The sequence below is a fragment of the Mangrovivirga halotolerans genome (assembly GCF_026241165.1).
Lineage (GTDB): Bacteria > Bacteroidota > Bacteroidia > Cytophagales > Cyclobacteriaceae > Mangrovivirga > Mangrovivirga halotolerans.
On sequence record NZ_JAPFQN010000009.1, the window covers coordinates 65,011 to 90,470 of the forward strand.

Below are 25,460 nucleotides of genomic sequence, written 5' to 3' on the forward strand. Positions count from 1 at the left end.
TTTCTCCTCCTTTTAAATTTCTTAGTTACCATCAAATGGATTTAATGGAACATTGTTCATATCCTTTGATTTTACCATGTAGAAATATCTGAGTTCTTCACGGTAATTTTCGAGTATTTTTTCTGCCCTTGGACTTGCCGTTTTTCTTAAATAACTGCTTAGAATGCTTTTAAGATAGTATCTGGCTTCGTCATTTTCATCAGTATCAATTCTCTGAGCGTGAATTAACTGATGATTCATTTTGTCCATGAAAGCATGTTCTTTGTCGTAAACAAATGCTACTCCGCCTGTCATTCCGGCTCCAAAGTTAATTCCTGTATTACCCAGGATAACTACTGTTCCGCCAGTCATATATTCACAGGCATGATCTCCCGTGCCTTCAACAACTGCCAAAGCACCACTATTTCTAACAGCGAAACGTTCGCCTACAGAACCACTTACGAATAATTTTCCTCCGGTTGCTCCATATAGACAAGTATTTCCTGCAAGATTTAGTAATTGTTGAGGATCATGGGGCTTAACAATAATTTGTCCACCACGCATTCCTTTTCCTACATAATCATTGGCGCTACCAAGCAGGTTTAAACTCATTCCATTCATTAAGAATGCTCCAAATGATTGACCCGCAGTTCCTTTGAGGTCAAAATTGATCGAGTATTTTGGCATTCCTATATCGCCGTGTTTTTCAGCAATAAACCCACTGATATAAGCTCCGAAACTTCGGTTGGTATTTCTTATTTCCTTTTTAAGAGTAACAGGACCGGAATTGTTTTCAATTATTTCGGCAACTTCTTTATAGATTGATTTCTCAAATTCGTTTTTATCGTAAGGTTCATTAAACCCTTTTTGACAAGTGTTACACCCATCAACTCTTCGAAGTAATTTATCAAAATTGAACTTCAAAGCAAGTTCATCATTTACAACTTTTAATAATTCAGTTCTTCCAATTATATCATCGAGCTTTTCGTAACCCAGTTCAGCTAGGATCTCTCTAACCTCTTGAGCAACCGCTTTTAAATAATTGATTACGCCCTCTACTGTTCCTACATAATATTTTCGAAGTAATTCATCCTGGGTAGCAATTCCGACACTACATTTGTTAAGATGGCAAACACGTAAGATTTTACACCCTACTGTTGAAAGTAATGCCGTGCCAAAGCCATAGACCTCAGCACCAAGAATAGCAGCTTTTACTACGTCAAGGCCCGTTTTTAGTCCACCATCAGTAACCAGTTGGACGTTTTGACGTAAATTGTTGGCTTTAAGAGACTGATGTGCATCAGCAAGACCAGGTTCCCAGGGATTACCGGCAAATTTGATGCTTCCAAGTTGAGCTGCTCCCGTACCACCGTCAGCACCGGATATAACTATCCTGTCTGCATATGCTTTAGCAACGCCACATGCAATAGTTCCTACTCCGGCGGTAGAAACTAATTTCACACTTACTCTTGCCTTAGGGTTTACCTGCTTTAAGTCGAAAATAAGCTGGGCAAGATCTTCAATTGAATAAATGTCGTGATGTGGGGGAGGGGATATCAGTGTTACTCCGGGAATTGTATATCTAAGGGTTGCTATCAGTGGTGTTACTTTAGATCCCGGAAGTTGACCGCCTTCTCCGGGTTTTGCTCCCTGTGCTATTTTGATCTGTATTTCCGAAGCACTTCTTAGATAAGCAGGGGTAACACCAAACCTACCTGATGCGACCTGTTTTATAGAGCTATTTTTAATTGTATTATACCTCGCTTTATCTTCGCCTCCTTCTCCTGAATTAGATTTAGCATGAAGCGTATTCATTGCCTCTGCGATTGCTTCATGTGCTTCGGGTGAGATAGACCCAAGACTCATAGCTGCAGAAGTAAATCTTCGTGTTATTTCTTCGATCGGTTCGACCTTATCAATTTCAATTTTTTCTTTATCAGGATTAAATTCAAAGAAATCCCTGATCATTTTTAATCCTCTGTTGTTAATCCTGTTTTTATATTCTTCATAATCAACAGGCTTACCTGATCTGGCAAATTTGTGGACATGGTGAACTACATCAGGGGAGAAATCGTGATATTCTCCTTTGTCCATGTATTTATAGAAGCTACCGACTTCCAGGGGATAGAGTTTCTTTCTGTAATGACTGATATAAGCATTTTTATGCGCTTTTCTCAATCGATGTTCAATGTCAAGGTAGTTAAGACCTGGGATGATCACTGAGGCATCTGGAAAACATTCTTCAGTTATCTCCTCAGATAATCCGATCACGTCGAAAAGAGCCGCATTAATGTAACTTTCTACTGTACTGATGCCCATTTTTGACATAATCTTTAATAGGCCGTTATTAACTGAAGTCTGAACCTTTTTTAATCCGATCTTTCTGGCATTATGTCTACAGTCTTTTTGTCTTTCTATTACCGAAAGGGCAGAAGCGTAAAGTAAATAAGGATATACAGCAGTTGCGCCAAATCCAAGAAGAACAGCAGCAGAGTGGGAATCCAATACTTCGCCGGTTATTGCCGTGAAGTTTACTTTGCTTCGGATCCCTTTTTTTAGAAACAGGGTGTTTAAATAGCCAATAACTAATGGCATAGGCATTAGCATATTTTCTTCACTCAGACATCTGTCATCTAAAATAATTTGTCTGACCCCGTTCTCGTTGACCGATTTGATAATCTTTTCACCTAATGCAACAAGAGATTCTTTAAGGTCTCCAGTAAAACAAGTTTCAAAAGATTCATATTTATAATATGGATCATAAAGTTCATGATTTTCATCTCCGAATGCAGTCAAAATCTCCATCTTTTCTTTTGACATTATAGGAGACATGGAGATTAGTCTATGAGAGTGGTCAGGAGTCTCTTTTAAAACATTATTTCTGCTTCCAAAAGAAACCGCTGTTGACATTACGATTTTTTCACGTAATGGGTCAATTGGTGGGTTGGTTACCTGGGCAAATTTTTGCCTGAAAAAGTCAGTGAAATTTCTTTGATGATCACTAAAGCATGCGGCAGGAGTGTCATCTCCCATTGAGCCGGTTTCTTCTTTGCCATTTTTGATCATGGGTTCAATAATAGAAGACATTACCTCGTTAGTGTAATTGTGGTAACGTTGCATTTCCACAAGATTTGGAGGTCTTAAGTCAGAAAAATCACTGAAGTTATTTTCAGTATGCTCCATTAAATAAGAAGAGTTGTCATTTAACCATTTTTCATAAGGGATGGTGTTAGTTATATATTCATTAATCTCATGGTTCTTATATATTTTACCAAACTTCAGATCTGCAGCAATCATTTGTCCTGAAGTTAATTTGCCCTGTTCTTTAATATTTTCAGGCTCCAGATCTATGATTCCATATTCACTTGCAATAATCAGGCGATCATCATTAGTTATTATATATTTAGCAGGTCTGAGTCCGTTTCTGTCTAAAACAGTTCCTACATATCTACCATTCGTAATATTTAATGCTGCAGGACCATCCCATGCTTCGAAGTTACAAGCAGTATATTCGTAAAAGGCTCTCAATCTCGCATCTAGATGTGGTGCGTTTTGGAAAGGAGGGGGGACCATAGAACGAACAGCTTTGAAAAAATCGACACCATTCTGGATTAGGAATTCAAAATAATTATCAAATGAAGCACTATCACTGGTTTCTTTTTGAAGAATAGGCATTAGCCTTTTCATTTCTTCTTCATCAAAAATATTACCAGCCATATTTTCCATATTAACCCTGACATTATATCTATTGGCTTTTATGGAATTAATCTCTCCGTTATGTGCTACACACCTGAATGGTTGTGCCAGAGGCCATCTTGGCATTGTATTGGTGCTAAATCGCTGGTGAAATACAGCGAAGGTCACTTCAAAATCCTGATCTTTGAGATCTGTGTAAAATTCATCAATTAATGTAGGTAAAAGGAGCCCTTTGTAGGATATCATTTTATCAGAAAAGGAAGCAATTGTAAAATTAATGTCTTCGATTTCAGATTCAACATCTTTTCTGGTAAGGTATAATAATGCTTCAAATCTTCTTTGCGCCATTGGCGAATTTGGAATAACAAAGGTCTGAACAATCTCAGGCATTATTTTTTTTGCCTGTTCTCCCAGGTTTGATTCATCGGTAGGTACAGATCTTGTGAAAAGTATTTTTAGATCATTTCTTTTACAGGTCTCTTCAAATATTATTTTCTGTTCATCATCAGTATAAAACGTCATTGCGACAGCATATTTCGAAGGGAGATCAAAGCCATTTAATGAGGCTGTTTTTCTCATGAATTTATGTGGCATTGAAAACAGAAATCCACATCCATCCCCACTTTTCCCATCTGCGGCAATAGCTCCACGATGCATCATTCTTTTTAATGCTTCGATTGAGTCATCAACCATTTGTCTGGACGCAATATTCTTAATTTGCGACATCATACCGAAGCCGCAGTTATCTTTAAATTCCTGTGCTATGTTCATTCTTTACCTGTTATTCAAAAATATGAGCCTTCTAATCTACCGAAAGATGTTCGAAATTTTGCTTAAAACAGGTTTTTATTACATAATCAACGGGAGGAATTAAGATAATGTTAATTAATATTTTGACTTATTTAGATATGTAAAAAAAACACACTTATTTAAGTGTGTAAATTGATGAATTTGTAATTAAGATGATTAAATGTCTATTATATTGTATTTAAACACATTTTAAAATAGAAAAATAACAATTTTTAGTTGTTTAATTATCGATCTCGTCAAATTTACTAGATAGTTGTTCTTCCGTTCCTCTTAATTTTTCCCGGCATTGCTTAATGATTGTTGTTGCTTCTTCCACATCTTTCATCAATTCATCAATATCACCTTCCTGGTTCTCTAATTTTTCCAGAATAGTCGATAATCTTTTAATTGATTCTTTGTAGCTTAATTTCTTTTTATTTGGCATTTTTCTCTACTTTATCGATGGTACTTATAATATCTAATTTCTTTGATATTGTTCTTATTTGTGATCCTTTATTTATTTGATCTGCCTTATTGATGTTTTGACCATTTATTTCTGTGTAGGTATACCCTCGTTCAATTACTTTTTTTGGATTCATACTTGAGAGTAGTTTTTCACTGGAATTAAGAAAATCTAATTCCTTTTTTATAATATTTTTTGTTATGAATTCAATTTTATTTTTAAGATCATTCAAAGAATAATTGTATTCTTTAATTAAGTTTTCAGAAGCTTTCTGAATATTATGATTGTAAAAATTTAGTTTTTCAGAAGCTGATTGAATAAAACCCCTGGATTTATCTGATAATGTTTTTTGGGCAGCTACTAATTTTTCCTCAAAACTATACATTCCACTGATTAGAAATTCAGCAACAGCAGTCGGGGTTTTTAATGCCGTGTTAGCTACCAGGTCAGTAATAGTTTCATCTCTTTCGTGGCCTATTCCTGTTAAAACTGGAATAGGAAACTGAGCTGTATGTAAAGCAACTTCATAATTATCGAAACATTCAAGATCAAGTTGGGCCCCACCACCCCTTATAATAACAGTCAGATCGAAATCTTTTGAAGAAGCGTGAATGCGATGAAGAGCAGTTATTATGCTTTCCGGAGCTTGGTTTCCTTGCATCACAGAATTAAAAAGAGTTGTGTGAAACATATATCCAAACTGGTTTGACTGTAATTGACTCATGAAATCCTGATAGCCTGCTGCTGTTTCGCTACTTATAATGGCAATTTTTTGCGGAACAATTGGTAATGGGATTTCTTTATTCATGTTTATCACACCATCTTCTTCTAGATGTTGAAGAATTTCTTGCTTTTTAGCAGCTCTTTCTCCTAGAGTAAACTTTGGGTCAACATCAGTGATATTTAAAGACATTCCGTAAACCTCATGGAAGGTTACTTTTACCTTGCATAACACTTTCATACCCTGTGCTAATTCGGATCCTGTTATCTTCAAAAACCATGCATTTATTCCCCTAAACGTATAAGCCCAAATTGTTGCCCTGTTTTTAGCCAGAACCTGATCTTCGTCTTTATCTACCAGTTCCAGATAGCAATGTCCTTTATAATTTGTTCTTAATTCAGCTATTTCAGCAACAACCCAGTAACTTGAATCCAGGTTATCATCTAAAACAGTTTTAATTTTATGATTTAGTTCTAAAAGCGAATAAGTTTCCAAAGGAATATGTATTTTTAATCAATAAGTTTGGTCACAAAGGTAAATAAATTTACAACTGCATGACCATTAGTCAAAGTTCAGTATTAGAAATTCAAAATCATTTATAAAATGAAAAAAAGGTTATTGTTTTTAATTTTTCTTGCAGTTTTCACTATAATTTCCTGCAATTCTAATAAAGAAAAAAATAATGCAGATCAGGTAGTTTCTGAGAGTGTTGATTTCAATCAAAGCGAATATTCATTCTATGGAGAAGAAATTACTAAATCAGGTTACTCGGAATTATCTTCTCCAGAAGATCTACTTAATGGTAAAGACAGTTCTACTGTGAAAGTAACAGGAGAGGTGTCAAGTGTTTGTAAGAAAAAAGGCTGTTGGATGACTTTAGATATTCCGGGCCAGTTAAAACCATTGAGAGTAACATTTAAAGATTATAGTTTTTTTGTTCCGAAGAATATAGAAGGTAGAAAAGTAATAGTCAAAGGAGTATTAAAGAAAGAAGTACAATCAGAAGAAATGAGAAAGCATTATGCTGCAGATGAGGAGAAATCACAAGAAGATATTGAAAAGATAAAGGGTAATGAAATTGAATATTCATTAGTAGCCGATGGTGTTATTTTAATGTGAAATATTCGTTTTGATTAAATAAAAAAAGCTTTCCAATTTTGGAAAGCTTTTTTTATTTAATTCAGAATCTTTAATTAAGATCCAAGCTTAACGATCATATCTGCAGATCTGTTAGAGTAACCAGCTTCGTTATCGTACCAACTAACAACCTTAACCATATTGCCTTGAGTTGAGGTCAATAATGAATCAAAGATGCTAGAGTGAGGATTTCCAAGGATATCTGAAGAAACGATTGGTTCATCAACATACTCAAGAATACCTTTAAGAGGTCCATTTGCAGCAGCTTTTAACGCTTCATTTACCTCTTCTGCAGTTACATCTTTACCGACTTCAGCAACAAGGTCAGTCACAGAACCATCTGGTACCGGAACTCTCATAGCTATTCCATCAAGTTTTCCTTTAAGTTCAGGAAGAACTAACCCAACTGCTTTAGCTGCACCTGTAGAAGTAGGTACAATAGATACTGCACCAGCTCTTGCTCTTCTCAAGTCTTTATGAGGAGCATCCTGAATATTTTGATCCGCAGTATATGCGTGAACAGTAGTGATATATCCTCTCTTTAAACCAAATGCATCATTTAAAACTTTTGCCATAGGAGCTAGGCAGTTGGTTGTACAAGAAGCATTTGAAACTATTTTCTCATCTCCGGTTAAAGTGTCATCATTAACACCTAGTACTACTGTAGGGATATTACCTTTTGCAGGAGCAGAGATTAATACTTTTTTCGCACCAGCTTTAAGATGTTTGCCTGATCCTTCTTCATCTACAAATCGACCAGTAGATTCAAGAACAACATCTACATCATGCTTTTTCCATGGTAATTGTTCAGGATCTCTTTCAGCGTAAGCCGCAATAGAGTTTCCATTTACTATGATACTGTCTTCAGTTGATTCAACTGTACCAGGGAATTTCCCATGAACTGTATCATATTTTAATAAATGTGCGAGTGTTGCTTTATCAGTAAGATCATTGATCGCGACAACTTCCACATTATCTTTTTCAAGAAGAGCTCTGAATGTAAGTCTTCCTATTCTTCCAAATCCGTTAATTGCAACTTTGATAGCCATTTTTTACGGTTTTTATGTGTAAATATTAGTGTGTAAGTAATTAAGGGGTAAAAATACTATGTTAACTATGGAAAAACAATGAATTGACTGACACCTTTTATCCTTGCAATCGATTGAAATGTTTTTTTTGTAATAATTCAGAATTTCAATTAAGAATATTACATTTTGAATGGTGATTACTTGGTAAAATAAATGGTATTTTGAATTAAAATTTACCTTGAAATTTAACTGCTTAAATATCAAATAGTTATTTCTGTTGGGGTAAAAAAATATGATTTTTTTTAATCAGAGTGTTGAAAATTTAAAATGATAATCTATATTTGCATCACCTTTTAGCACGGCCCGTTCGTCTAGGGGTTAGGACGCCAGGTTTTCATCCTGGTAGCAGGGGTTCGAATCCCCTACGGGCTACTTTGATAATCCCTTGTTCTCTATAGAGCGAGGGATTTTTTTATGTTTTTATTTTTTCCTGACAAAAAAATTTTTCTCCTTCATTATCAGTTAGTAAGGTCTAGTTAGATGGTTTATATAAGAAAATATTTTGTCAGGGTGTTGAAAAATTAAATTGAGTCATTATATTTGCATCACCTTTTAGCACGGCCCGTTCGTCTAGGGGTTAGGACGCCAGGTTTTCATCCTGGTAGCAGGGGTTCGAATCCCCTACGGGCTACAATAAACGTCGGACTTCTCCGGCGTTTTTTTTTGCCTAATAAATAATTTAACATCGATTTAACCGTTTTCAATGACGGTTACTATTTTTGTTATGGGCTTTAATCCTTAAATTAATTAGAAGAGGAACAGGATGATCGTATGATTAAGTATTTTTTATATTTTATTTGTTTAATATTTCTTATTCTGGGGGGGCTGGTCTTTCTTCTTCCGGTTAGTAACTGGTGGTCACTTTGCTTTTTTTATCCATGCATTATTTCTGTTCTTGTTATCAAAGGCCAATTTAAAGGGCTTTTGATAATAGGAGGAATAATTATAACGCTTGTTTGTGCGGGATTTTTACTACCGGATGTAATCTATTGGTTATCCGATGGTGGTATTTCTCTTGAGATTCAAGAAAATGATGTGTTAATAGGGCGTGCTAAATTATTCTTTGGATTATTGGCTTCTTTTGTATTACAGCTTGTCTTATTTTATGAATTAAAAAAATACCGGGATCTTGAAAAACACGGTTAATTATTCAGTTCATTGAGGTAATCCATCCCCGATAGGGAGTGACAGGCATTACATGACCTTTCAAGTGAAACGGAACCTTCAAGGGCAGACTGTTTATCTTTTGACGTGATAGATTTTGAGATATTTTTTAACGGAGTATCTACTAATTCCCTTGTTAATTCACTTACATTTTTCCCATCAGCTATATAATTAGCCCTTTCATATTGTTTAAAGAGTTCTGTAAGACGTTCATAATGATATTTCGATAATTCCCATTTCTCTTCTTCTAAAGAGGTATTTAAAAGGTTCTGACGCGTTTTTAATGACTGCATGTTTACATGCACGTTAAATCCTTTTTTATCGGATAAATCTTTTACTACTAAAGAGAGGCTGTCATTACTGCTTATTAATTGACTTATAACTCCCCTGTTAAAATTGATTTGGAAAAAATTAGTAAGAATAATCAGGCCAAGTAAAAGGGTAGTAATAATAAAAGTGTTTTTCTTTATCATCAGGTATCAATTTTTAGCAAGTTAGGGATTTTGATACAACAAAATAAATAAAAAGCCCCGACAATTTGCCGGGGCTTTTATATATATCAGGTTGTTGATTGCTATTGAATCACAAACGGTAGAGAATTACCAGAATAGTCATTTGGATTTATTTTTTCAATATTAGATCCAAATTTCGCATTTATTCGATCAATCATGTAATTCGCTAACCAGGCATGGCCTCTTTGGTTTGGATGAACTCCATCAACTGAGAATCCACCATTAGGAGGTACGAAGGTTGCATTTAATGAAGAACCATTAATGTTAATCCCTGAAGTTCTTAGAAGAGTCAATTGCGCATTAACATCTGCGAGAACAAGTCTGTCATTATTATCGTTAACAGCAGAATTTATTACCCCATTAAATGTATCAACTTTCTCTTTTATTAGGGATTTCTCCTGAGGTGTCAAAGCAAATTGGTCTGACAAAGGAACCACCACACCAATTATCGATAGCGGATTATTTGGATCAGCCGCAGTGCCTAATACTCTTCCAGAAGTTAATGTAAACAGATCTTCAGATGTTGCTGGCCTCGACTGTTCGTAAGGAACTAACGCTGCTCTTGTATTCTGATCCATCATCCCGTTTTCTTGTAAGATATCAAAAACAGGTCCCAGATCTAATAAGTCCTCGTCATTTATTAGTATAGGATTATCACCCACAATATAATTTACTTTTCTTGATTGCAGATTATAATCTTCAAAACCACCTTCTGCAGTTAAAAAATCCATCAGATTGTTAAACCCTTCAAATGAACTATTTAAAGCATTAATTGTACCTTCATCTGCCGAAGTGAAAGTTATAGAATTATAAGGTATAGTTGTGAAAAAAGGTATGTCAATTACATATGGAATATTCGCAACAATACCTTTAGCATTGGGACTGGCGGTTAACATCGTATTGAGTGCATTATTAAATGCGGCCTGAAATGCTGCATCTTCAGTAAGAATTGCTTCATTGGAAGCTCCCCCGGTAGCGTATCCAAGCACATCATTATTCCCTAACCAGAATACCAGGAAAGTACCTCCATCACTCATTGCAGCTGCTGCATCACCTAATAAAGTAGAAGATCCTGGTGAAGAAGCTATTCTTGCATACAGACCATTAAATAAAGGGCTTCCCGGAGTACCTAATGCTGGAGTTTGCGCCGTTTGGATAGTAACACCAGGGATTCCAAAGTTATTTAAAGCAGAAATTTCACCATCATAAGGTCCAATTTGCTGGACTTCAAACGGATAATTTTCAATAATATCAATAGGAGTAGGAGCAGGTGATCCACCTGGTTGGTTTGCCAGAATTAATTTACCAGAAATATGATCACTATCTACCAGAGGTATGTTAAAATCACCACCTCCGTACCCATCTTGCATTTGGGCTGCCATTATAGCTACAAAATTATTTTCCTGACCACTTCTGTAGAGTGCTCCATCCATATAGCCTGCAGTAAGTGAATTACCTATTGCGACCACTTTTGTAAAGTCAGCATCTCCAGATGTTGGTACTTGTGGCTCTGTAGATTCAGGGAAATCGTAGGTACATGAAAATAGCATCCATGCACTCAGAATTGTATATATAGAAAATTTAATATTTTTCATAATTATTCAGGTTTTAGTTCATCAATTCATCAAAAGTGATTGATAGATAATAGATGGCTCCTAAAGTTGGACCACCTGCGTTCATAACATATCGCTCATTCAGGATATTTGAACCACCAAATTTTAGTGTTGACTTCATGCTTTTGAGTTTCAGGCTTACCTGAGCATCTAGAGTACCTACAGCAGGAACTTCCTGGTTTGCAAATGAAGAACTCCACATAAATGCTTCCTGCCATCTGTAGGTAACGTTAAATCCAAGTTTATCCGTTACTTTTCTGTTACTGAAAGAAACATTGTATTTATGTTCCGGAGTATTGAAACCTTCCACGAATTCTTCTCCAAGATCTTCGCTAAGCTTATTCCAGTTATAGTTCGCAGATAGGGTGTAGCCTCTGTTGAAATTATAATCTACACCAAGAGCCATACCTTGCGCTGTGATTTCTCTGTCAACGTTTGTATAAGTCTGGAAAGTGTTTTCTTCTCCAGGGGTAGTGTTTGGACTTAAAAGAGTCTGAGCGTTTCTAATGTTTTGCTCAGTTATCTGGTTTGTTGAGAAATCTATATCGCCAGCAGCTTTTCTCAATAGACGCTGTACAATAAAATTATTATAGATATTATAATAATAAGCAAAGTCAACATAAAGGTACTTTCCAATAATTCCTTTATAACCCACTTCAAAAGCTTTGATTTCTTCTGGTTTAACCGGGTCAAAATCTGCTGGATCTAGGATATCGAGTAGATCAGGTCTGGCAATTACCGCTCCGCCTAATTCCGGGTTTTCACCAATAGCCTCTGTGATTTCTGAAATATATGTGTCTACAGAATTCAGTGTGTATGCATTTTCATAGATGTTCCTGGCATCAGCATACTGTGGTAATCCACCTAAAAGTCGTGCTGAAACTACGTTTAGGTCGATATGTTGTCCTTGAGTAGTTGGGTTTCTGAAACCAGTCTGGAAAGAAGCTCTGAAATTGTTATTTTCTGCAAATGTCCATACTGCTGAGATTCTAGGGTTAAGCTGAGAGTTAAAATTCTCGTTTTTATCCCATCTCAAACTACCGGTAAGTTTAACCTTCTCGTTAAATATTTTTTTACCTGCCTGAACGAATGCACCAACTTCCTGAATGGTGATATCATTACCTGTAGTATCCGGGAAAATTGTTCCGTTAGATTCCAGATCATAAAGTCTATACTGGAAACCTGCCTGAAGGTTAAAAGCGTCATTAAGGTTTTTAGTAAAGTCATACATACCTTCAGCCATGTACATAGCTGTAGCATCATCAAACTTTGATCCTCTTGGTATTGATTCTGATTTTGCTCTATCAGCAACAGTTTCAAACTGATTTGTTCCCGGAGCAATTCTGTTTTGATCAGCAAATTGACGACCAGCAAGGTGTGCTGCCTGTCTTTGATCTTCAGTCGAAGTTCCCGGTGCAACGCCACTTCCTGCTAAATAACCTAGATAACCCAAGGTGTATTGAGCAAACCATTGTGAATTTGGGTTCCAGTTATCATTAACTAATACACCAGTAAGGTCAGCTATATAAGAATCACCTGATTGTTCTATTGTTGTATATCCACGGATATAGAAATTATCAGACTCTAGCTGTAATCTGTGCTGTTGAATATTAAAGTTAGATAGGGAGTATCTTTGAGCACCAGTGTAAACTGTTGTTCCTGCTCCATAATTAAATTGGTAAGAAGCTTCAAGCTCATCAGTTATTCTATAGTTAAGTGATGCTCCCAGCTTCAGATTTTCTGCTCCATAATCAACCAAATCTTTTTCTAAATAAGGTGTTCTTGATACTGTTTGATTAGGGATGTCACCAGCATAATCAGATAAACCGTTTGATTCAAGAAGTTGCTGGAATGTTGAGCTAAGCCCCACAAGAGGAAGGCTAATCTGAACTTCATCACCAAATGCATGAATCAAGTCCGCACCAGGATTTTCATAAAAGAACGGGTAAAGAACATTAAGATCTTCTTGTGCACCTAAATCTCCACCGGTATAAGGATCAAATCCTGAAGGTTTAAATTGTGGTGTATTATCTCTTAAGTCAGTTCCCCACCAGTCTTCTGCTTTCGAATATGATGCAGTTACCTTAAATGCAAATCGATTATTAAATGCTTTCGCATAACGAATAGCACCTTCATACATTGGCTGTGCCTGCCCTGGCCCTATTTCATTACCAAATGAGTTTAGGCTAGAGGTACCACCAATATGGTTGACACCAACTTTAGCAAAAGCGCTAAGGCCTTGATAATCAAATGGATTTTTTGAGTTTATTAATAATATGCCATTAAAAGCGTTAGGTCCATATAATGCAGAGGCTGCACCTGGAAGTAACTCAACACTTTCAACATCAAGAACAGAAGGACCATTCAAACTTCCGATAGGGAAGTTAAGAGCCGGCGCCTGAGTATCCATTCCATCTATGAGCTGTACGAATCTCACATTACCTGTAGAGTTGAATCCACGAGTGTTAACAATCTGGAAGTTAACACTTGAAGTAGTCATATCTACACCTTTAAGATTTCCAATTGCCTTGTAATAATCGTCTGATGAGGTGTTTTGAACTGCAAGAACATCCATTTTCTCAATAGAAACAGGTGATTCAAGTATAGTTTCTTCAACTCTTGATGCTGAAACAACTACTTCATTACCTACAAGACTTTGTTCGCCAAGTTCAACATCGATTGACTGGTTGTTTTCAGTTACTTCTCTCTCCTGGGAAGTAAATCCAACCATAGAATAAATAAGAGTCATCGGAGGAGAGGCATTTACAGTTAGTTCGTACGAACCATCTGCCTGAGTTATAGTTCCGATAACTTTTCCTTTCACAACTACGTTCACACCGTAAAGTGGCTCACCGGATTCATCGGTAACCGTACCTGTAATAGTTGTCTTGTCCTGGGCAAATGCTAATACTGAGGTCATAACGAACAGCACCAACATGCCAAGACCCCGCTTTAGAATCTTTTGCATAGATGTCATGTTTATTTGTATTTAAGGATTCTGGTTAAGGTTTAGTTAAAATTTTAATTAATTGTCATTCAAGTTAAATAATCGAAAGATCATATAAGTTTTCAAAAATTGGTTATTAATCGTTGGGTTATTTAGTAGGCATGCCTACTATTATTCTGTCAAAAATAATATATTAAAAATTTAATCCTAAAATAAAACGCTTAATTTTCATTTAAAATACTTTTAGCGGTTTATTATTTATTTTAAAGGATAAAAAAAAAGCAGCAACGCTGCTTTTGATTATTTTCCTTGAGATTCTTTCCTGACATGTTCAATTAATCTATCGCAAAGACTGTTCATTTCATTGGTCATATATTCATCTGCGGTAGAGGTAAGAAGACTTTGAGCAAGTCCACCGATAATATCAATGTAGAACTTTTTCATTTCATTGACTGGCATTTCTTTGTTCCATAGATCAATTCTAAGCGTATTATTCTGGCTTTGATCCCATACTGAAACACTAATGGCATTAGTTTCATCAAGTCCGCCTCCCGGCTTATCGTCAGCTGTCCATTCAATTTTTTCAGGAACATTTTCGTCATCCAGAATGACGTTGAATTTTATAGATGATTTTTTCATTATCCTTGTATTCTATCAGGTTTCTGAGTGTAATATTACCAATGCAAAAGTAGTAACAACACGAATGAATTTTACTATAAAAACTAAAAAACCCGCAAAAGCGGGCTTTTTTTAATCAATTTTCATTTCGGGAATATCCCCGTCGACCACTAGCCTGCCTTCTGTTGCCTCTTTGATTTCTTCAACACTTACTCCTGGTGCTCTTTCTCTTAAAATAAAGCCTCCTTCAGGATGTACGTCCATTACAGCCAGGTTAGTGACAATCTTATTTACACACCTAATCCCGGTTATAGGGAGTGAGCATTCTTTTAATAATTTTGATTTACCAGACTTACTGGTGTGTTGCATTGCAACGATTATATTTTCTGCAGAAGCAACAAGGTCCATGGCTCCACCCATACCTTTTACCATTTTGCCTGGGATTTTCCAATTTGCAATGTCGCCATTTTCTGAAACTTCCATTGCACCTAGAATTGTAAGGTGAACGTGGCCACCACGGATCATGGCAAAGCTTTCAGATGAATTAAATAATACAGAACCCTGAAGCATACTTACCGTTTGTTTTCCTGCATTGATCAGGTCTGCATCGACTTTATCTTCGGTAGGGAAGGGGCCTATACCTAAAAGACCGTTTTCTGATTGTAATACTACTTCCAAATTATCCGGAATATAATTAGCAACGAGGGTTGGAATTCCAATACCCAGGTTTATGTACATTCCATTTTCTATTTCTTTAGATATTCTTTTGGCTATGCCTATTTTATCAAGTGACATGTTGTTTTCTTTTAGTTGATGGTGAATTAGCTTCGAACTGTTCTTTGTTCAATTCTCTTTTCGTAGTTTTTACCTTCAAAAATTCGTTGAACATAAATTCCAGGGGTGTGGATCTCATTTGGATCAAGCTCACCAGCAGGAACTAATTCTTCAACTTCTGCAATAGTGATATTCCCTGCAGCCGCCATCATCGGGTTGAAGTTTCTTGCTGTACCTTTAAAAATCAGGTTACCTGCTGTATCACCTTTCCAGGCTTTTACAAGTGAAAAGTCAGCTTTCAACCATCTTTCCATTAAGTACATCTTGCCATCAAACTCCCGGGTTTCTTTTCCCTCCTGTATTTCTGTGCCATATCCGGCGGGTGTAAAAAAAGCAGGAATACCGGCGCCTCCAGCTCTAATTCTTTCAGCAAGAGTTCCCTGCGGTATTAGATCAACTTCCAGCTCTCCGGATAATAATTGCCTTTCAAATTCAGCATTCTCTCCGACATAGCTGCTGATCATTTTCTTAACTTGTTTTTTTTGAAGAAGTAATCCTATTCCAAAATCATCAACTCCGGCATTATTTGATATGCATGTCAGGTCTGTTACTTTCATATCCAACAGTGCCTGAATACCATTTTCCGGAATTCCGCAGAGGCCAAAACCTCCAAGCATTAAAACAGATCCGTCTTTTATATCCTCGGTCGCTTTAATGGCGTCTTTTACAACTTTGTTTATCATGTTTTATTATCGGGTTAAATGTTGCAATCGAAATTACTGATTTAATCGGTTAAGTACAACCTGCTTATCTTTTTGAAGCTGTTTGATCAACTCTTCAGTATTGTTAAATTTCTTTTCTTTCCTGACGAAGTTATCAAAGTAGACAGTTACTTTTTCTCCATAAATATTATCATCAAAATTAAAAAGATGTACCTCAAGACTTCTCTGTTTTCCACTAAAGGTAGGTTTTACCCCTATATTCATCATTCCTTTATATGATTTCCCCCGGGTTTGGACATGAACTCCATACACACCATTAGCCGGGATCTCTTTGAATTTCTCTGGGATAGTAATATTGGCTGTGGGGAATCCTAATTCCCGACCTCTTTTTTCACCTTCTCCCACAAATCCAGTTATACTATAGTCTTTGCCAAGATATTCTCTGGCTACTTCAACTTCACCTTCATCAAGAGCCTTTCTTATTTTAGTAGAGGAAACAGCCACGTTATTAACATCTTGTTCGGGTATTTCTTCTACTTCAAACCCATATTTACCTGCATTTTCCTTGAGGTGTTCAAAACTGCCTTCCCGGTTTTTACCAAATCTGTGGTCATACCCGATCACCAGTTTTTTAGTCTTTATTCCGTCAATGAGAATATTTTTGATGAATTCTTCAGATGTCTGGCTACTAAACTTTTTATCAAAGGTGAATTTTATTAAATGATCAATCCCCATTTCTTCTAAAAGAGCCGCTTTTTCTTCAAAAGTATTAAGTAGTTTGAGCGAATCATCATCGGGATTTAATACAAATCGAGGGTGTGGCCAGTAGGTGATCAGGACTGTTTCGCCGTTATTTTTGTCGGCTATTGTTTTAATCCTTTCAATTATTTTCTGGTGGCCTTTGTGAACACCATCAAAAGTACCGCTGGTTACGACAGGAAAGTCAGGAGGGGAAAATTCGGTCAGACCTTCATATATTTTCATAAACGGTAATTTGGATTTTAAAAGTTCAATTTAATAAGCCTTAGTGGTAATACCTTATTATCGTATTCATAAAGCTATTTTTTATCAGGAAAGTTTACTCTGGATTTATTTTTTTCAACATATTCTTCAGGAGAAACAGCTTCTTCTAATGTGAAATTGCCGATACGGGTTCTAACCAGTCCTTTCATATATGCTCCCACACCCAGTTTTTCTCCAATATCTCTTACCAGGCTACGAATGTAAGTGCCTTTTGAACATACGATCCGGATCTGTATTTCGGGATTATTTAATTTGATCACCTCAATTTCACTGATTGTTACTTTTCGGGATTTTAATTCAACACTTTCACCTTTCCTGGCCTTTTCGTAGACTCTCTCTCCATCTACTTTTATAGCAGAAAAAATAGGGGGGACCTGGTCTATTTCACCTTTAAAGGAGTTGACAACCTCCATTATTTCTTCATCGGAAAGATGGTCTGTACTTGTATTGGAGTCAAATTCTGTTTCGAGATCTACACTGGGAGTAGTTTTTCCGAGCACCAGTTCGCAGATATATTCTTTTTCTTCAGCCTGGTATTTTTCTATTTCTTTGGTTTTTTTTCCGGTGCAGATCACAAGTAATCCTGTAGCAAGTGGGTCCAGAGTCCCCGCATGGCCAACTTTTTTGATCTTCAGACCAAACCTGATTTTTTTAATAACATCGAAGGAAGTCCATTCATATGGTTTATCAATGCAAATTACCTGACCATCGTCAAAATATGGGGTGGGGATAGCTTTTCTCACTTAAAAGAAATTTTAAATTATTATCTCGTGCGAAAATACTAAAAAGAAGACTTTATTAATATCAAGATTGGATAAAAGCACCAATGATCGCAAGCGAACCAACAATAAAACAATATACAGCAAAGAATATAAGCTTTCCTTTTTTGACAATCTTAATCATCCATCTGCACGCAATTAATCCAGAGATAAATGCAGCCAGTGATCCCACAATCATTGCTGTTACATTTACTTCAGCAATATTTATTGTTTCTTCAGAAAAAAGGTCCAGAGATTTTAAAAAGGCAGCACCAAGTATAGGGATGAGAACCATAAGGAAGCTGAACCTGGCTGCTTGTTCCCTGTTTACTTTAAGAAGTAAAGCAGTTCCGATAGTTGCCCCCGACCTGGATATTCCGGGTAATATCGCAATTGCCTGAGCTATACCGATAATGAAAGCTTTAAAAGGAGACAGGTCGCCTTCAGGATTGCCAGTGAAAGAAGCAAATAATAAGAGCAGCCCTGTAAGTAATAACATTCCTCCAACCAGTAAAGAGTTTCCGGTGAAAAAAGCTTCGATTTCTTTTTCAAAATACAGCCCCACAATCATTACAGGAATAATTGATATTAATATGTAGATAATAAACCTGGAATAATTGTTTAGAGGAAGGCGGAACCCATTTTTAATTATTTGAAAAATATCATCTTTGAATACAACAATTGTACTTAAAGCTGTGGCGCCATGAACTAGAATACTAAAAAGCAGATTATCTTTAGCTTTAACACCTAATAATACTTTCCCTAACTCGATATGTCCACTGCTGCTTACAGGGAGGAATTCTGTTAAGCCCTGGATAATACCAAGGATCAGCGCTTCAATTATGGTCATTTTTTATTTACTGATCTTTAGAAGTGTCTTTTTGCTTATAAAAAATTGCCGCAAATTCGACAGCAAAACCAACTAAAACAGTTAATGGACCAACTGTAAGACCTAAGGTGCCAAAACCGTATGGTTCTGTATCTAAAGTCATAATGTAAAATCCGGCTGCAATTATTAAAATTCCAGCTATCAATAAGATATAATTAGCTTTATCAAAAGGCAGTGAGTTGTTATTTTTCATTATTAATATAATTCGTCCAGTGAAAGTTTAAGATATTTATTTACAGCAAACCAGGTACTTAGCACACATCCCAGGCAACCGGCTACAACTAACAAACCGGTCACGATTAGTAAGCCGTCATAAAAAGGTTCCAATTCTATTTGTGCGAACTGTGAATTAATTCCGTAAATAATGGCATAAATAAGACCAGAAGCAAGGATTGCTGAAACCAACCCGTAAGCGAACGCTCGTCCTAAAAATGGTTTTTGAATAAAGTTTTTGGTAGCTCCCACCAATTGCATTGATCTTATTAGAAATCTTTGACTAAATAATGCCAGTTTAATTGTATTATTAATCAGTAATATGAAGATGATCAACATCAATAAAGTAATAGCCAGAAATACTGTGCTTATTTTGTAAATATTTTCATTGATCTCTTCCAGGAGGTTAGGCACATAACTGACCTCATATATACCTGAAATTTCCTCTAAATTTGATTTGATTGATTCCAGCTTCTCCTCACTTTGAAATTCTTCGCTGATATGAATCTGGTAACTATCTCTTAAGGGGTTATTGTTGAGTATATTTACAAAGTCCTCACCAATTTCATCAGTTAAATTTTCAGCAGCTTGCTCTTTGCTAATGAAGTTTATTCTTAAGGTATCACCTTTTTCAGCGATAAAGGGTTTTGATTCGAGGGTTTTAAGAATCTTTCTTTTATCGTTATCCGATACATCTCTTTCAAGAATTACTTGAATCTCGAAATTTTCCTTTACTACAGTAGCAAAATAATTACCAAACAAAATCATTGATGCAAAAAGTCCAATTGCTGTCAATGCTAATGTATTTGATGTAATAATACTAAGGAAAGGAAATGCTCCCAGTTTCTTTTTCTTCTTTGTATTTGAGCTTTTTCCACTCATATATCGAATTGTTGTTCCAGTTAAAATGTAAATCTAGCATCATGAATTGAGAGTTCCTAGATTATGGGAGGTTAAAAAGTATTAAAAAGAACAAATAAAAAAGGACTCCGAAGAGTCCCTTGAATTATTTTTGATTTTTAATTTCCATCAGATCCTGCACTACCTCTGTATTATCAAGCGGCTTGAGAGGTACCGCAACCTGTGTTGTGTCTAGTTCGAAGAATTGCCCTTCGTAATAAAGGAAAAGTCCTCTTATATTATCATTATTAATTTCAAGAATTTCATAAGGTCTTTCACCACCAAAATCACCGTAAAGTGAAAGCTTATTTTCATAAAATCTGTAGTGAAAGCCAAATCGACTACCTTTAGTAGTTTCTATTTCAATTAATCTATACGGATTATAGTCTGAAGCTTCAGAAGCTGTTTCTGCAGTTTCATCAACTTTATTCGCAATTTCTTTTTCAGAATCTAATTTCTCTTCAGTAACAAGGTTATTGTTTTCAGTTTTCTCTGTGATGAATGTTTCTGATTTATCAGCTTCAGGTTTAATTACTGGTTTTTGAGTAATGTCTTCTTTTCTTTCTTTCTCTTTTCCTTCAGCTAATTGAGGAATTTCGTTGTCTTCCTCTTCAGATATTATATCAGTATTATCTTCTTTTGTAGGTGTTAATTCATCAGCTTCTTCAGGGGTGCTAATAATTTGGTCATTTATAACTACAGGATCAGAAGAAGTGATATTATTATCATCTCCGAGGTTAAATAGAAGAGCTCCTAATAATATTGCTACCAAAAGAGAAACACCAAGAGCAACTTTACCTGAAGTAGTTTGGTACCATGCAGAAGACGATACCGGGATTTTATTTAAACGCGCTTTGAGCTGTTGGACCCTGACTTGCTCAAGGCCTTTAATAATATCTTTTTGGACGGATACTTCGTTTTGAAGCTCCGGGTCAGCTGCCATTTTCTTTTCGAAGGCCATTCGGTCAGCTGCAGATAAATTACCCATTAGGTAATCATCGATGATATTTGATTCGTTTAAGTTCATAATTCTTAGTCTAAAAAGTCACCGGCAGAATACTTCGATTTCACCAGTTCGTCTAACCTTTTTTTACACTTGTACTTTTTTGTTTTTGCTGTGTCAGTATTTGCCAGGCCTAAGTTTAAAGCTATATTTTGCATCGACATACCATCAAAATAGAAGTACGTCAATATTTTTTTACAGGTATCGCCTAATTCGTTGATACATTCTGTGATTATTCTCAACCGTTCTTCCTGTTCAAAATCCATTGATTCAGGATTATCTTTTTCTTCTCTACTCAATCTGCTTTTACGATCAAGCTCTTTACGCCATAGATTCAAGCAGATGCTGTATAGAAAAGTACTAATTTTAGAAGTAAGCACCAGATTTCCACTGACGACTTTTTGCCAAAATACTATCAAAGCTTCCTGATAGATATCTTTTGCTTCTTCTTCAGTACCACTATTAGTAATGACTATCCTGGACATCATTCTGTAGTATTTCTTATACAGATAATCCAGTGCAGTTTCATCACCTTTACTTATTCGTTCAAGAATCTCTTGATCCTTCATCTAAAGCGCTTCAATGGTTTATACGTGTTGAAAATAAAATGTAACCCAGTAATTACAAAAAAATGTAAAAAAAATGGTTAATTCTTTTTGCAGTCTCTAAACTACAATAAAGAACTTAGAAATGAAACAATATAAAGAAGCCTCATATAATTTAAACGTTATATTTTATTAGAAAAATTAAAAAACCTGACTTAAAAGCCAGGTTTGTAAATAAAATAGCATTAAAACAGTTTAATTACCTTTTCTTTCTCCTCTTCTTTCACCGATTTTTTCCAGCAACAATTCTTTAAATTCTCTTTCAGCCTGATGAAGAGCAATCAATTGGGCAGGGGAGATGACTTTCAGTAATTTTTTACTATAATCTTTTTCTAGTTTTGCTTCTCTTTCTTTGATTTCCAGGCTTTTATTTAAAATCGCTGTTTGTTCTTCTTCTGACATCTCTTTTAATTGCTTATTGCCTCTCATTTGCCTGAGCTCATTTCTCATTTCCGCACGTTTCGCCAGGAATTCATTATAAATTGGCCAAAACTGCTGAGCTTGGTCCGGTGTTAACTCTACTTTCTTAGTTATGTAAGCTATACGTGCACTTTCTATTCTTTCTTTAGCAGGGCCGGATTGTGCATTAGCAATAAAAGCCAGTATAAGTAATCCTGAAAATAGTATAGTTTTTTTCATATTTCTTAAAGATAGTTATCAATGTAATCTTTTAAAATCTCCTCTTCAATTTCATTTTTTTCTTCCAATTCAGTTTCATTAATATTTTTTGATGCAGCAAAATTTATCAGTTGTTCTACCTCCAAGTTAGACTCTGTCAGATATTCAATTATTGCTTCATCAGGAATATCCTTTAAAATTTCATTTACTTCTGAATTCCCCGCTATCTGAATCGGATCAGTATTAGTTTTTTTATAAAGTACGATACTTATGGTCAAGAGTAATAAAACAGTTGCTGCTACTTTAAGTAAAGCCGGTTTAATGGATATCACTTTACTGTCTTGGCCTTTATCTTTAACCTTTGACTTAATTTGTCTTTCCAGGTCACTGAAATAATTTTCAGGTACTTTAAAAGGATGCTTTTCCGATTTTTTTTTCATATCCTTTTTATTATTTGATGCTTTAAATCCTTAAAGGTTTAATCAGGTAATGAAATATATTTTTTTATTTTCTTCACGGCATGGTGATATGAGGCTTTCAGTCCTCCGACAGAAGTTTCAGTTATTGATGATATTTCCTCATAAGACATATTGTCGAAATATTTCATGTTGAATATTAACCTTTGTTTATCAGGAAGCTTTAATAATGCTTTTTGAAGTTTGATTTCTACTTCGTTTCCGTCAACATAAACTGAGGAAGTTAGTGAATTATTCAATTCACTTTCCAGGCTTGAGAAAGAAAATATACTCGCTCTTTTTTTCTTCCTTAGAAATTTAAGGCATTCATTTGTTGCTATCCGATATATCCAGGTAAAAAGATCAGAATCACCCTTAAATTTCTCTAAGTTCTCATAAACCTTGATAAACGTATCCTGGGTAATATCGTCTGAGTCATCGTGATCAATGACCATTTTTCTAATGTGCCAATAAATTCTTTCCTTATAATTGGTAAGGATAACAGAGAATTCAATTTCAGTCAGATTATTTTTGGTCAATTGTTCTTCCACAAAAAATGATTTTGTATCTGAATTTTAGATACTAAAAAATAATAAAGGTTTAATCTGACTGGAAAAATTGTTTAAAATTCCCTCAGTGATTCAAGTATTCCTGCATTACTTCCTTTGCTTCTAACTACCATCACCGGTATGTCTTTTAAAAACTGGATTAATCGCTCAGCCATACTTCCGATAAAAAGGGAAGGGAGAGCAGTTCGTCCTTTAGCACCAAAGACTACCAGATCAGCCTGAATTCCTTTTGCAAGATTGTATATATCTTCAATTGGATTTTCGTTGGTATCCAGGGAGTAGATGGCTCTGATATTAGCGTCTTTTGTATTTATTTTTTTTAGAAAAGTCGCAAAGTTCTTTTTGGCATTATCACGCATTATCTCAGAAAATTCTTCATATGATTTTCCGCTGTAGTGATATCCTGAAGGAACAGTATAAACGTTCTGACAGATTATTTCAATGTCTCTGTTTTCATGACTCTTAATCATGGAAGCTATTTGAATACTTTCTTCCAGAGCAAGTTTAGCATTATTCGAAAAGTCAATTGGGACATGGATTTTGTTAATTTTTGGTTTGGTGTCCTCAGGGATAATCAGGAGACTGCAATCAGCTCTTCTGGCCAATCGGTTTACCATGATACCTGAACCTTCTTTCTTTTTCTTTCTTCCAACAATGATCAGATCAGTATCACCAGAATGAGAATACTTTAGTAATCTTTTTGCTTTTTGCCCTTTAGAAACTTCGTATGATAATTTAAATGGAGGCTTTTTTCCTATTCTTTCAGTAATTTCCTCCTTCATTTGGGCTTTTTTATCACTTATAGCTTTTTTCACCATGTCAGGAAATTCTTTCTTAATTTCATCCGGCACAGCAATAACAGGAGTTATTTTAACGAATTTAAGTTCCTCGGCATCATTTAATCTCATAAAATAATCCGAGTAGTCGATCAACGTTTCGTCAAGTTTCGATAGGTCTAAGCCAACTAAAACTTTATTTATTTTATACATATAGCAAATCTATACTTTATTGTATTTCATTTATTTTATCCGCAAGCATTTCTATCTGCTCCTTTCCGGTAGCAGGAAAGTTAGCAATTCTTATATGATTACTTTTAAAGCTACCATAACCGCTTCCAATAACCATATTATTTTTCTTTAATTCATTTATTATTCTTTCAGATTCACCTTTTGTATTAAAAACACAAACTGTGTGAGAACGAATCCTTTCATTACCTACAAAAGGGTTAAGTAAAGGATGTGTTTGTAACCCGTAATATAAAACACCTGCTTTATAAATTGTTTCATTTCTGATCTGGCCTATGCCTTTAGTTAACATATCACCTGCAACTTTACCAAGTAAATATATGCCTAATACGTTAGGAGTTTCGATATTTTGGTAATCCTTACCTTTTTTGTACATGGAAAGCAGTCTATGGTAAGATCCGGTTATAATCCCTTTATTTTCCAGCTTTTCTGCTTTCTCAATGCATCTGTTGTTAACTATCCATACACCAAGCCCGGCAGGGAGACCAAAACATTTTTGTATTGAAAAATAAGCTGAATCTATTAAATCATAGGGAAGATCAACTATTGGCAAAGAAGAGACAGCGTCAACTGTTATTAATGCATCAGGAAATTTATTTCTGAGCTTTTGGATATCCTCAAGAGGTTGAGAAACTCCTGTTGAAGTTTCATTGTGAGTTATAGCTACTAGTTCAACCTCGTTATCCTCTTTTATTTCACCGACATTAACGATTTCACCTTCCTTGGCAGAATATACCACAGCTTCCTTTTTGTAATCGGTAGCTATATCGGCAAAACGCTTACTAAATGCACCATTTACTAAATGTAGGGTTTTATTTTCTACAGTGTTTTGGATAAGTCTTTCCCAGACTTCATTAGCTGAAGAAGTAAATAAAATTGAAAAATTATCGGGTAGTGATAAAAGAGTCCTTAAATTATTTTCAGTCTCTTTATATATGTCTTTAAAAGTAGCAGACCTATGGGAGGCAGACAGATACCCCTTGTTTATAGCATCTTTTAAATGCAGATTGACCGTTGGGTACAATGCAGAAGGTCCAGGTGTAAAATATAGTTGATGCATATCCGATAAAATTTTGAACAAAAGTCGAAAATAATTTGAAAGCTACAAATCATGCCGTTAATATTTTTCTTCCTAACTTTGCATTTAAGGCATCGGGACGTTTTGCGACTTTGAACACT

Annotated in this window: 24 protein-coding genes and 2 tRNA genes; 4 read left to right on the top strand and 22 right to left on the bottom strand. The window is 35.5% G+C overall.

Annotated elements, in window-relative coordinates:
• Positions 1–21: 21 nt before the first annotated feature.
• From gltB to xseA, 3 genes are all read right to left on the bottom strand, one after another.
• Positions 22–4,446: a glutamate synthase large subunit gene (gene gltB / locus OO013_RS15235; RefSeq protein WP_266057787.1), complete on the bottom strand. Its 4,425-nt coding sequence runs from the start codon at positions 4,444–4,446 to the stop codon at positions 22–24.
• Between the two features lie 259 nt (positions 4,447–4,705).
• Positions 4,706–4,909, bottom strand: a complete 204-nt coding sequence (xseB, locus tag OO013_RS15240) for an exodeoxyribonuclease VII small subunit (RefSeq protein WP_266057788.1) — start codon at positions 4,907–4,909, stop codon at positions 4,706–4,708.
• Entirely contained in the window at positions 4,899–6,143 is a 1,245-nt protein-coding gene (gene xseA / locus OO013_RS15245; protein WP_266057789.1) for an exodeoxyribonuclease VII large subunit, read from the bottom strand. The genes xseB and xseA overlap by 11 nt, the downstream gene beginning before the upstream one ends.
• Before the next feature lie 108 nt (positions 6,144–6,251).
• On the opposite strand from xseA, the gene OO013_RS15250 reads away from it, so the two are divergent.
• On the top strand, positions 6,252–6,767 hold the full coding sequence (locus OO013_RS15250) for a DUF4920 domain-containing protein (RefSeq protein ID WP_266057790.1): 516 nt from the start codon (positions 6,252–6,254) through the stop codon (positions 6,765–6,767).
• A gap of 74 nt (positions 6,768–6,841) precedes the next feature.
• Here the strand turns inward: OO013_RS15250 and gap are convergent, their stop codons facing one another.
• On the bottom strand, positions 6,842–7,834 hold the full coding sequence (gene gap / locus OO013_RS15255) for a type I glyceraldehyde-3-phosphate dehydrogenase (RefSeq protein ID WP_266057792.1): 993 nt from the start codon (positions 7,832–7,834) through the stop codon (positions 6,842–6,844).
• A gap of 339 nt (positions 7,835–8,173) precedes the next feature.
• Here gap and OO013_RS15260 point away from each other — a divergent pair.
• The 3 genes from OO013_RS15260 to OO013_RS15270 all read left to right on the top strand — a co-directional run bounded on the left by OO013_RS15260 (position 8,174) and on the right by OO013_RS15270 (position 9,019).
• Positions 8,174–8,245 (top strand) — tRNA-Glu (locus tag OO013_RS15260).
• 187 nt (positions 8,246–8,432) lie between these two features.
• Positions 8,433–8,504, top strand: a tRNA-Glu gene (locus OO013_RS15265).
• 140 nt (positions 8,505–8,644) lie between these two features.
• Entirely contained in the window at positions 8,645–9,019 is a 375-nt protein-coding gene (locus OO013_RS15270) for a hypothetical protein (protein WP_266057793.1), read from the top strand.
• On the opposite strand, the gene OO013_RS15275 is transcribed toward OO013_RS15270, so the two are convergent.
• The 18 genes from OO013_RS15275 to OO013_RS15360 form a co-directional block, all read right to left on the bottom strand.
• The gene (locus tag OO013_RS15275) at positions 9,016–9,510 is read right to left on the bottom strand and encodes a hypothetical protein (protein ID WP_266057794.1); all 495 of its coding nucleotides are present in this window, start codon (positions 9,508–9,510) and stop codon (positions 9,016–9,018) included. The two genes, OO013_RS15270 and OO013_RS15275, sit on opposite strands and share 4 nt — an antisense overlap.
• Positions 9,511–9,611: 101 nt before the next feature.
• On the bottom strand, positions 9,612–11,144 hold the full coding sequence (locus OO013_RS15280) for a hypothetical protein (RefSeq protein WP_266057796.1): 1,533 nt from the start codon (positions 11,142–11,144) through the stop codon (positions 9,612–9,614).
• Between the two features lie 13 nt (positions 11,145–11,157).
• Positions 11,158–14,130, bottom strand: coding sequence for a TonB-dependent receptor (locus OO013_RS15285; RefSeq protein WP_266057797.1), 2,973 nt, complete (start codon positions 14,128–14,130; stop codon positions 11,158–11,160).
• 279 nt (positions 14,131–14,409) lie between these two features.
• The gene (gene gldC / locus OO013_RS15290; RefSeq protein ID WP_137091474.1) at positions 14,410–14,748 is read right to left on the bottom strand and encodes a gliding motility protein GldC; all 339 of its coding nucleotides are present in this window, start codon (positions 14,746–14,748) and stop codon (positions 14,410–14,412) included.
• Positions 14,749–14,859: 111 nt separating this feature from the next.
• The gene (locus tag OO013_RS15295; RefSeq protein WP_266057798.1) at positions 14,860–15,522 is read right to left on the bottom strand and encodes a 3-oxoacid CoA-transferase subunit B; all 663 of its coding nucleotides are present in this window, start codon (positions 15,520–15,522) and stop codon (positions 14,860–14,862) included.
• A 26-nt stretch (positions 15,523–15,548) separates the two neighbouring features.
• Complete coding sequence (locus tag OO013_RS15300; RefSeq protein ID WP_266057799.1) at positions 15,549–16,244, bottom strand: CoA transferase subunit A; 696 nt, start codon at positions 16,242–16,244, stop codon at positions 15,549–15,551.
• Between the two features lie 33 nt (positions 16,245–16,277).
• Entirely contained in the window at positions 16,278–17,207 is a 930-nt protein-coding gene (locus OO013_RS15305) for a bifunctional riboflavin kinase/FAD synthetase (protein ID WP_266057800.1), read from the bottom strand.
• 74 nt (positions 17,208–17,281) lie between these two features.
• Complete coding sequence (truB, locus tag OO013_RS15310; RefSeq protein ID WP_266057801.1) at positions 17,282–17,989, bottom strand: tRNA pseudouridine(55) synthase TruB; 708 nt, start codon at positions 17,987–17,989, stop codon at positions 17,282–17,284.
• Positions 17,990–18,050: 61 nt separating this feature from the next.
• Positions 18,051–18,854, bottom strand: a complete 804-nt coding sequence (locus OO013_RS15315; protein WP_266057802.1) for an undecaprenyl-diphosphate phosphatase — start codon at positions 18,852–18,854, stop codon at positions 18,051–18,053.
• Positions 18,855–18,861: 7 nt separating this feature from the next.
• Positions 18,862–19,086 carry a DUF3098 domain-containing protein gene (locus tag OO013_RS15320; RefSeq protein ID WP_266057803.1) on the bottom strand — a complete coding sequence of 75 codons (225 nt, stop codon included), beginning with the start codon at positions 19,084–19,086 and terminating at the stop codon, positions 18,862–18,864.
• Positions 19,087–19,088: 2 nt separating this feature from the next.
• Positions 19,089–19,988, bottom strand: coding sequence for a cell division protein FtsX (locus OO013_RS15325; protein ID WP_266057804.1), 900 nt, complete (start codon positions 19,986–19,988; stop codon positions 19,089–19,091).
• Between the two features lie 124 nt (positions 19,989–20,112).
• The gene (locus OO013_RS15330; RefSeq protein ID WP_266057805.1) at positions 20,113–21,033 is read right to left on the bottom strand and encodes a hypothetical protein; all 921 of its coding nucleotides are present in this window, start codon (positions 21,031–21,033) and stop codon (positions 20,113–20,115) included.
• Positions 21,034–21,038: 5 nt separating this feature from the next.
• Positions 21,039–21,578 carry an RNA polymerase sigma factor gene (locus OO013_RS15335; protein WP_137091466.1) on the bottom strand — a complete coding sequence of 180 codons (540 nt, stop codon included), beginning with the start codon at positions 21,576–21,578 and terminating at the stop codon, positions 21,039–21,041.
• Between the two features lie 231 nt (positions 21,579–21,809).
• The gene (locus OO013_RS15340) at positions 21,810–22,253 is read right to left on the bottom strand and encodes a Spy/CpxP family protein refolding chaperone (protein WP_266057807.1); all 444 of its coding nucleotides are present in this window, start codon (positions 22,251–22,253) and stop codon (positions 21,810–21,812) included.
• Between the two features lie 5 nt (positions 22,254–22,258).
• Positions 22,259–22,672: a hypothetical protein gene (locus tag OO013_RS15345; RefSeq protein ID WP_266057808.1), complete on the bottom strand. Its 414-nt coding sequence runs from the start codon at positions 22,670–22,672 to the stop codon at positions 22,259–22,261.
• A gap of 38 nt (positions 22,673–22,710) precedes the next feature.
• Positions 22,711–23,226 (bottom strand): RNA polymerase sigma factor, encoded by a 516-nt coding sequence (locus OO013_RS15350; RefSeq protein WP_305067244.1) that lies wholly within the window; start codon positions 23,224–23,226, stop codon positions 22,711–22,713.
• 83 nt (positions 23,227–23,309) lie between these two features.
• Complete coding sequence (locus tag OO013_RS15355; RefSeq protein WP_266057811.1) at positions 23,310–24,245, bottom strand: universal stress protein; 936 nt, start codon at positions 24,243–24,245, stop codon at positions 23,310–23,312.
• A 16-nt stretch (positions 24,246–24,261) separates the two neighbouring features.
• Complete coding sequence (locus tag OO013_RS15360; protein WP_266057812.1) at positions 24,262–25,341, bottom strand: aminotransferase class V-fold PLP-dependent enzyme; 1,080 nt, start codon at positions 25,339–25,341, stop codon at positions 24,262–24,264.
• Positions 25,342–25,460: the final 119 nt, after the last annotated feature.

Excerpts from the sequence above, each read along its gene's own strand:
- OO013_RS15345 (WP_266057808.1), bottom strand. The coding sequence starts at position 22,672 with ATGAAAAAAAAATCGGAAAAGCATCCTTTTAAAGTACCTGAAAATTAT.
- OO013_RS15275 (WP_266057794.1), bottom strand. The coding sequence starts at position 9,510 with ATGATAAAGAAAAACACTTTTATTATTACTACCCTTTTACTTGGCCTG.
- OO013_RS15280 (WP_266057796.1), bottom strand. The coding sequence starts at position 11,144 with ATGAAAAATATTAAATTTTCTATATATACAATTCTGAGTGCATGGATG.
- OO013_RS15300 (WP_266057799.1), bottom strand. The coding sequence starts at position 16,244 with ATGATAAACAAAGTTGTAAAAGACGCCATTAAAGCGACCGAGGATATA.
- OO013_RS15295 (WP_266057798.1), bottom strand. The coding sequence starts at position 15,522 with ATGTCACTTGATAAAATAGGCATAGCCAAAAGAATATCTAAAGAAATA.
- OO013_RS15355 (WP_266057811.1), bottom strand. The coding sequence starts at position 24,245 with ATGTATAAAATAAATAAAGTTTTAGTTGGCTTAGACCTATCGAAACTT.
- xseB (WP_266057788.1), bottom strand. The coding sequence starts at position 4,909 with ATGCCAAATAAAAAGAAATTAAGCTACAAAGAATCAATTAAAAGATTA.
- OO013_RS15305 (WP_266057800.1), bottom strand. The coding sequence starts at position 17,207 with ATGAAAATATATGAAGGTCTGACCGAATTTTCCCCTCCTGACTTTCCT.
- OO013_RS15340 (WP_266057807.1), bottom strand. The coding sequence starts at position 22,253 with ATGAAAAAAACTATACTATTTTCAGGATTACTTATACTGGCTTTTATT.
- gap (WP_266057792.1), bottom strand. The coding sequence starts at position 7,834 with ATGGCTATCAAAGTTGCAATTAACGGATTTGGAAGAATAGGAAGACTT.
- OO013_RS15315 (WP_266057802.1), bottom strand. The coding sequence starts at position 18,854 with ATGACCATAATTGAAGCGCTGATCCTTGGTATTATCCAGGGCTTAACA.
- OO013_RS15250 (WP_266057790.1), top strand. The coding sequence starts at position 6,252 with ATGAAAAAAAGGTTATTGTTTTTAATTTTTCTTGCAGTTTTCACTATA.
- OO013_RS15330 (WP_266057805.1), bottom strand. The coding sequence starts at position 21,033 with ATGAACTTAAACGAATCAAATATCATCGATGATTACCTAATGGGTAAT.
- OO013_RS15285 (WP_266057797.1), bottom strand. The coding sequence starts at position 14,130 with ATGCAAAAGATTCTAAAGCGGGGTCTTGGCATGTTGGTGCTGTTCGTT.
- gldC (WP_137091474.1), bottom strand. The coding sequence starts at position 14,748 with ATGAAAAAATCATCTATAAAATTCAACGTCATTCTGGATGACGAAAAT.
- OO013_RS15325 (WP_266057804.1), bottom strand. The coding sequence starts at position 19,988 with ATGAGTGGAAAAAGCTCAAATACAAAGAAGAAAAAGAAACTGGGAGCA.
- OO013_RS15270 (WP_266057793.1), top strand. The coding sequence starts at position 8,645 with ATGATTAAGTATTTTTTATATTTTATTTGTTTAATATTTCTTATTCTG.
- OO013_RS15335 (WP_137091466.1), bottom strand. The coding sequence starts at position 21,578 with ATGAAGGATCAAGAGATTCTTGAACGAATAAGTAAAGGTGATGAAACT.
- gltB (WP_266057787.1), bottom strand. The coding sequence starts at position 4,446 with ATGAACATAGCACAGGAATTTAAAGATAACTGCGGCTTCGGTATGATG.
- OO013_RS15360 (WP_266057812.1), bottom strand. The coding sequence starts at position 25,341 with ATGCATCAACTATATTTTACACCTGGACCTTCTGCATTGTACCCAACG.
- OO013_RS15320 (WP_266057803.1), bottom strand. The coding sequence starts at position 19,086 with ATGAAAAATAACAACTCACTGCCTTTTGATAAAGCTAATTATATCTTA.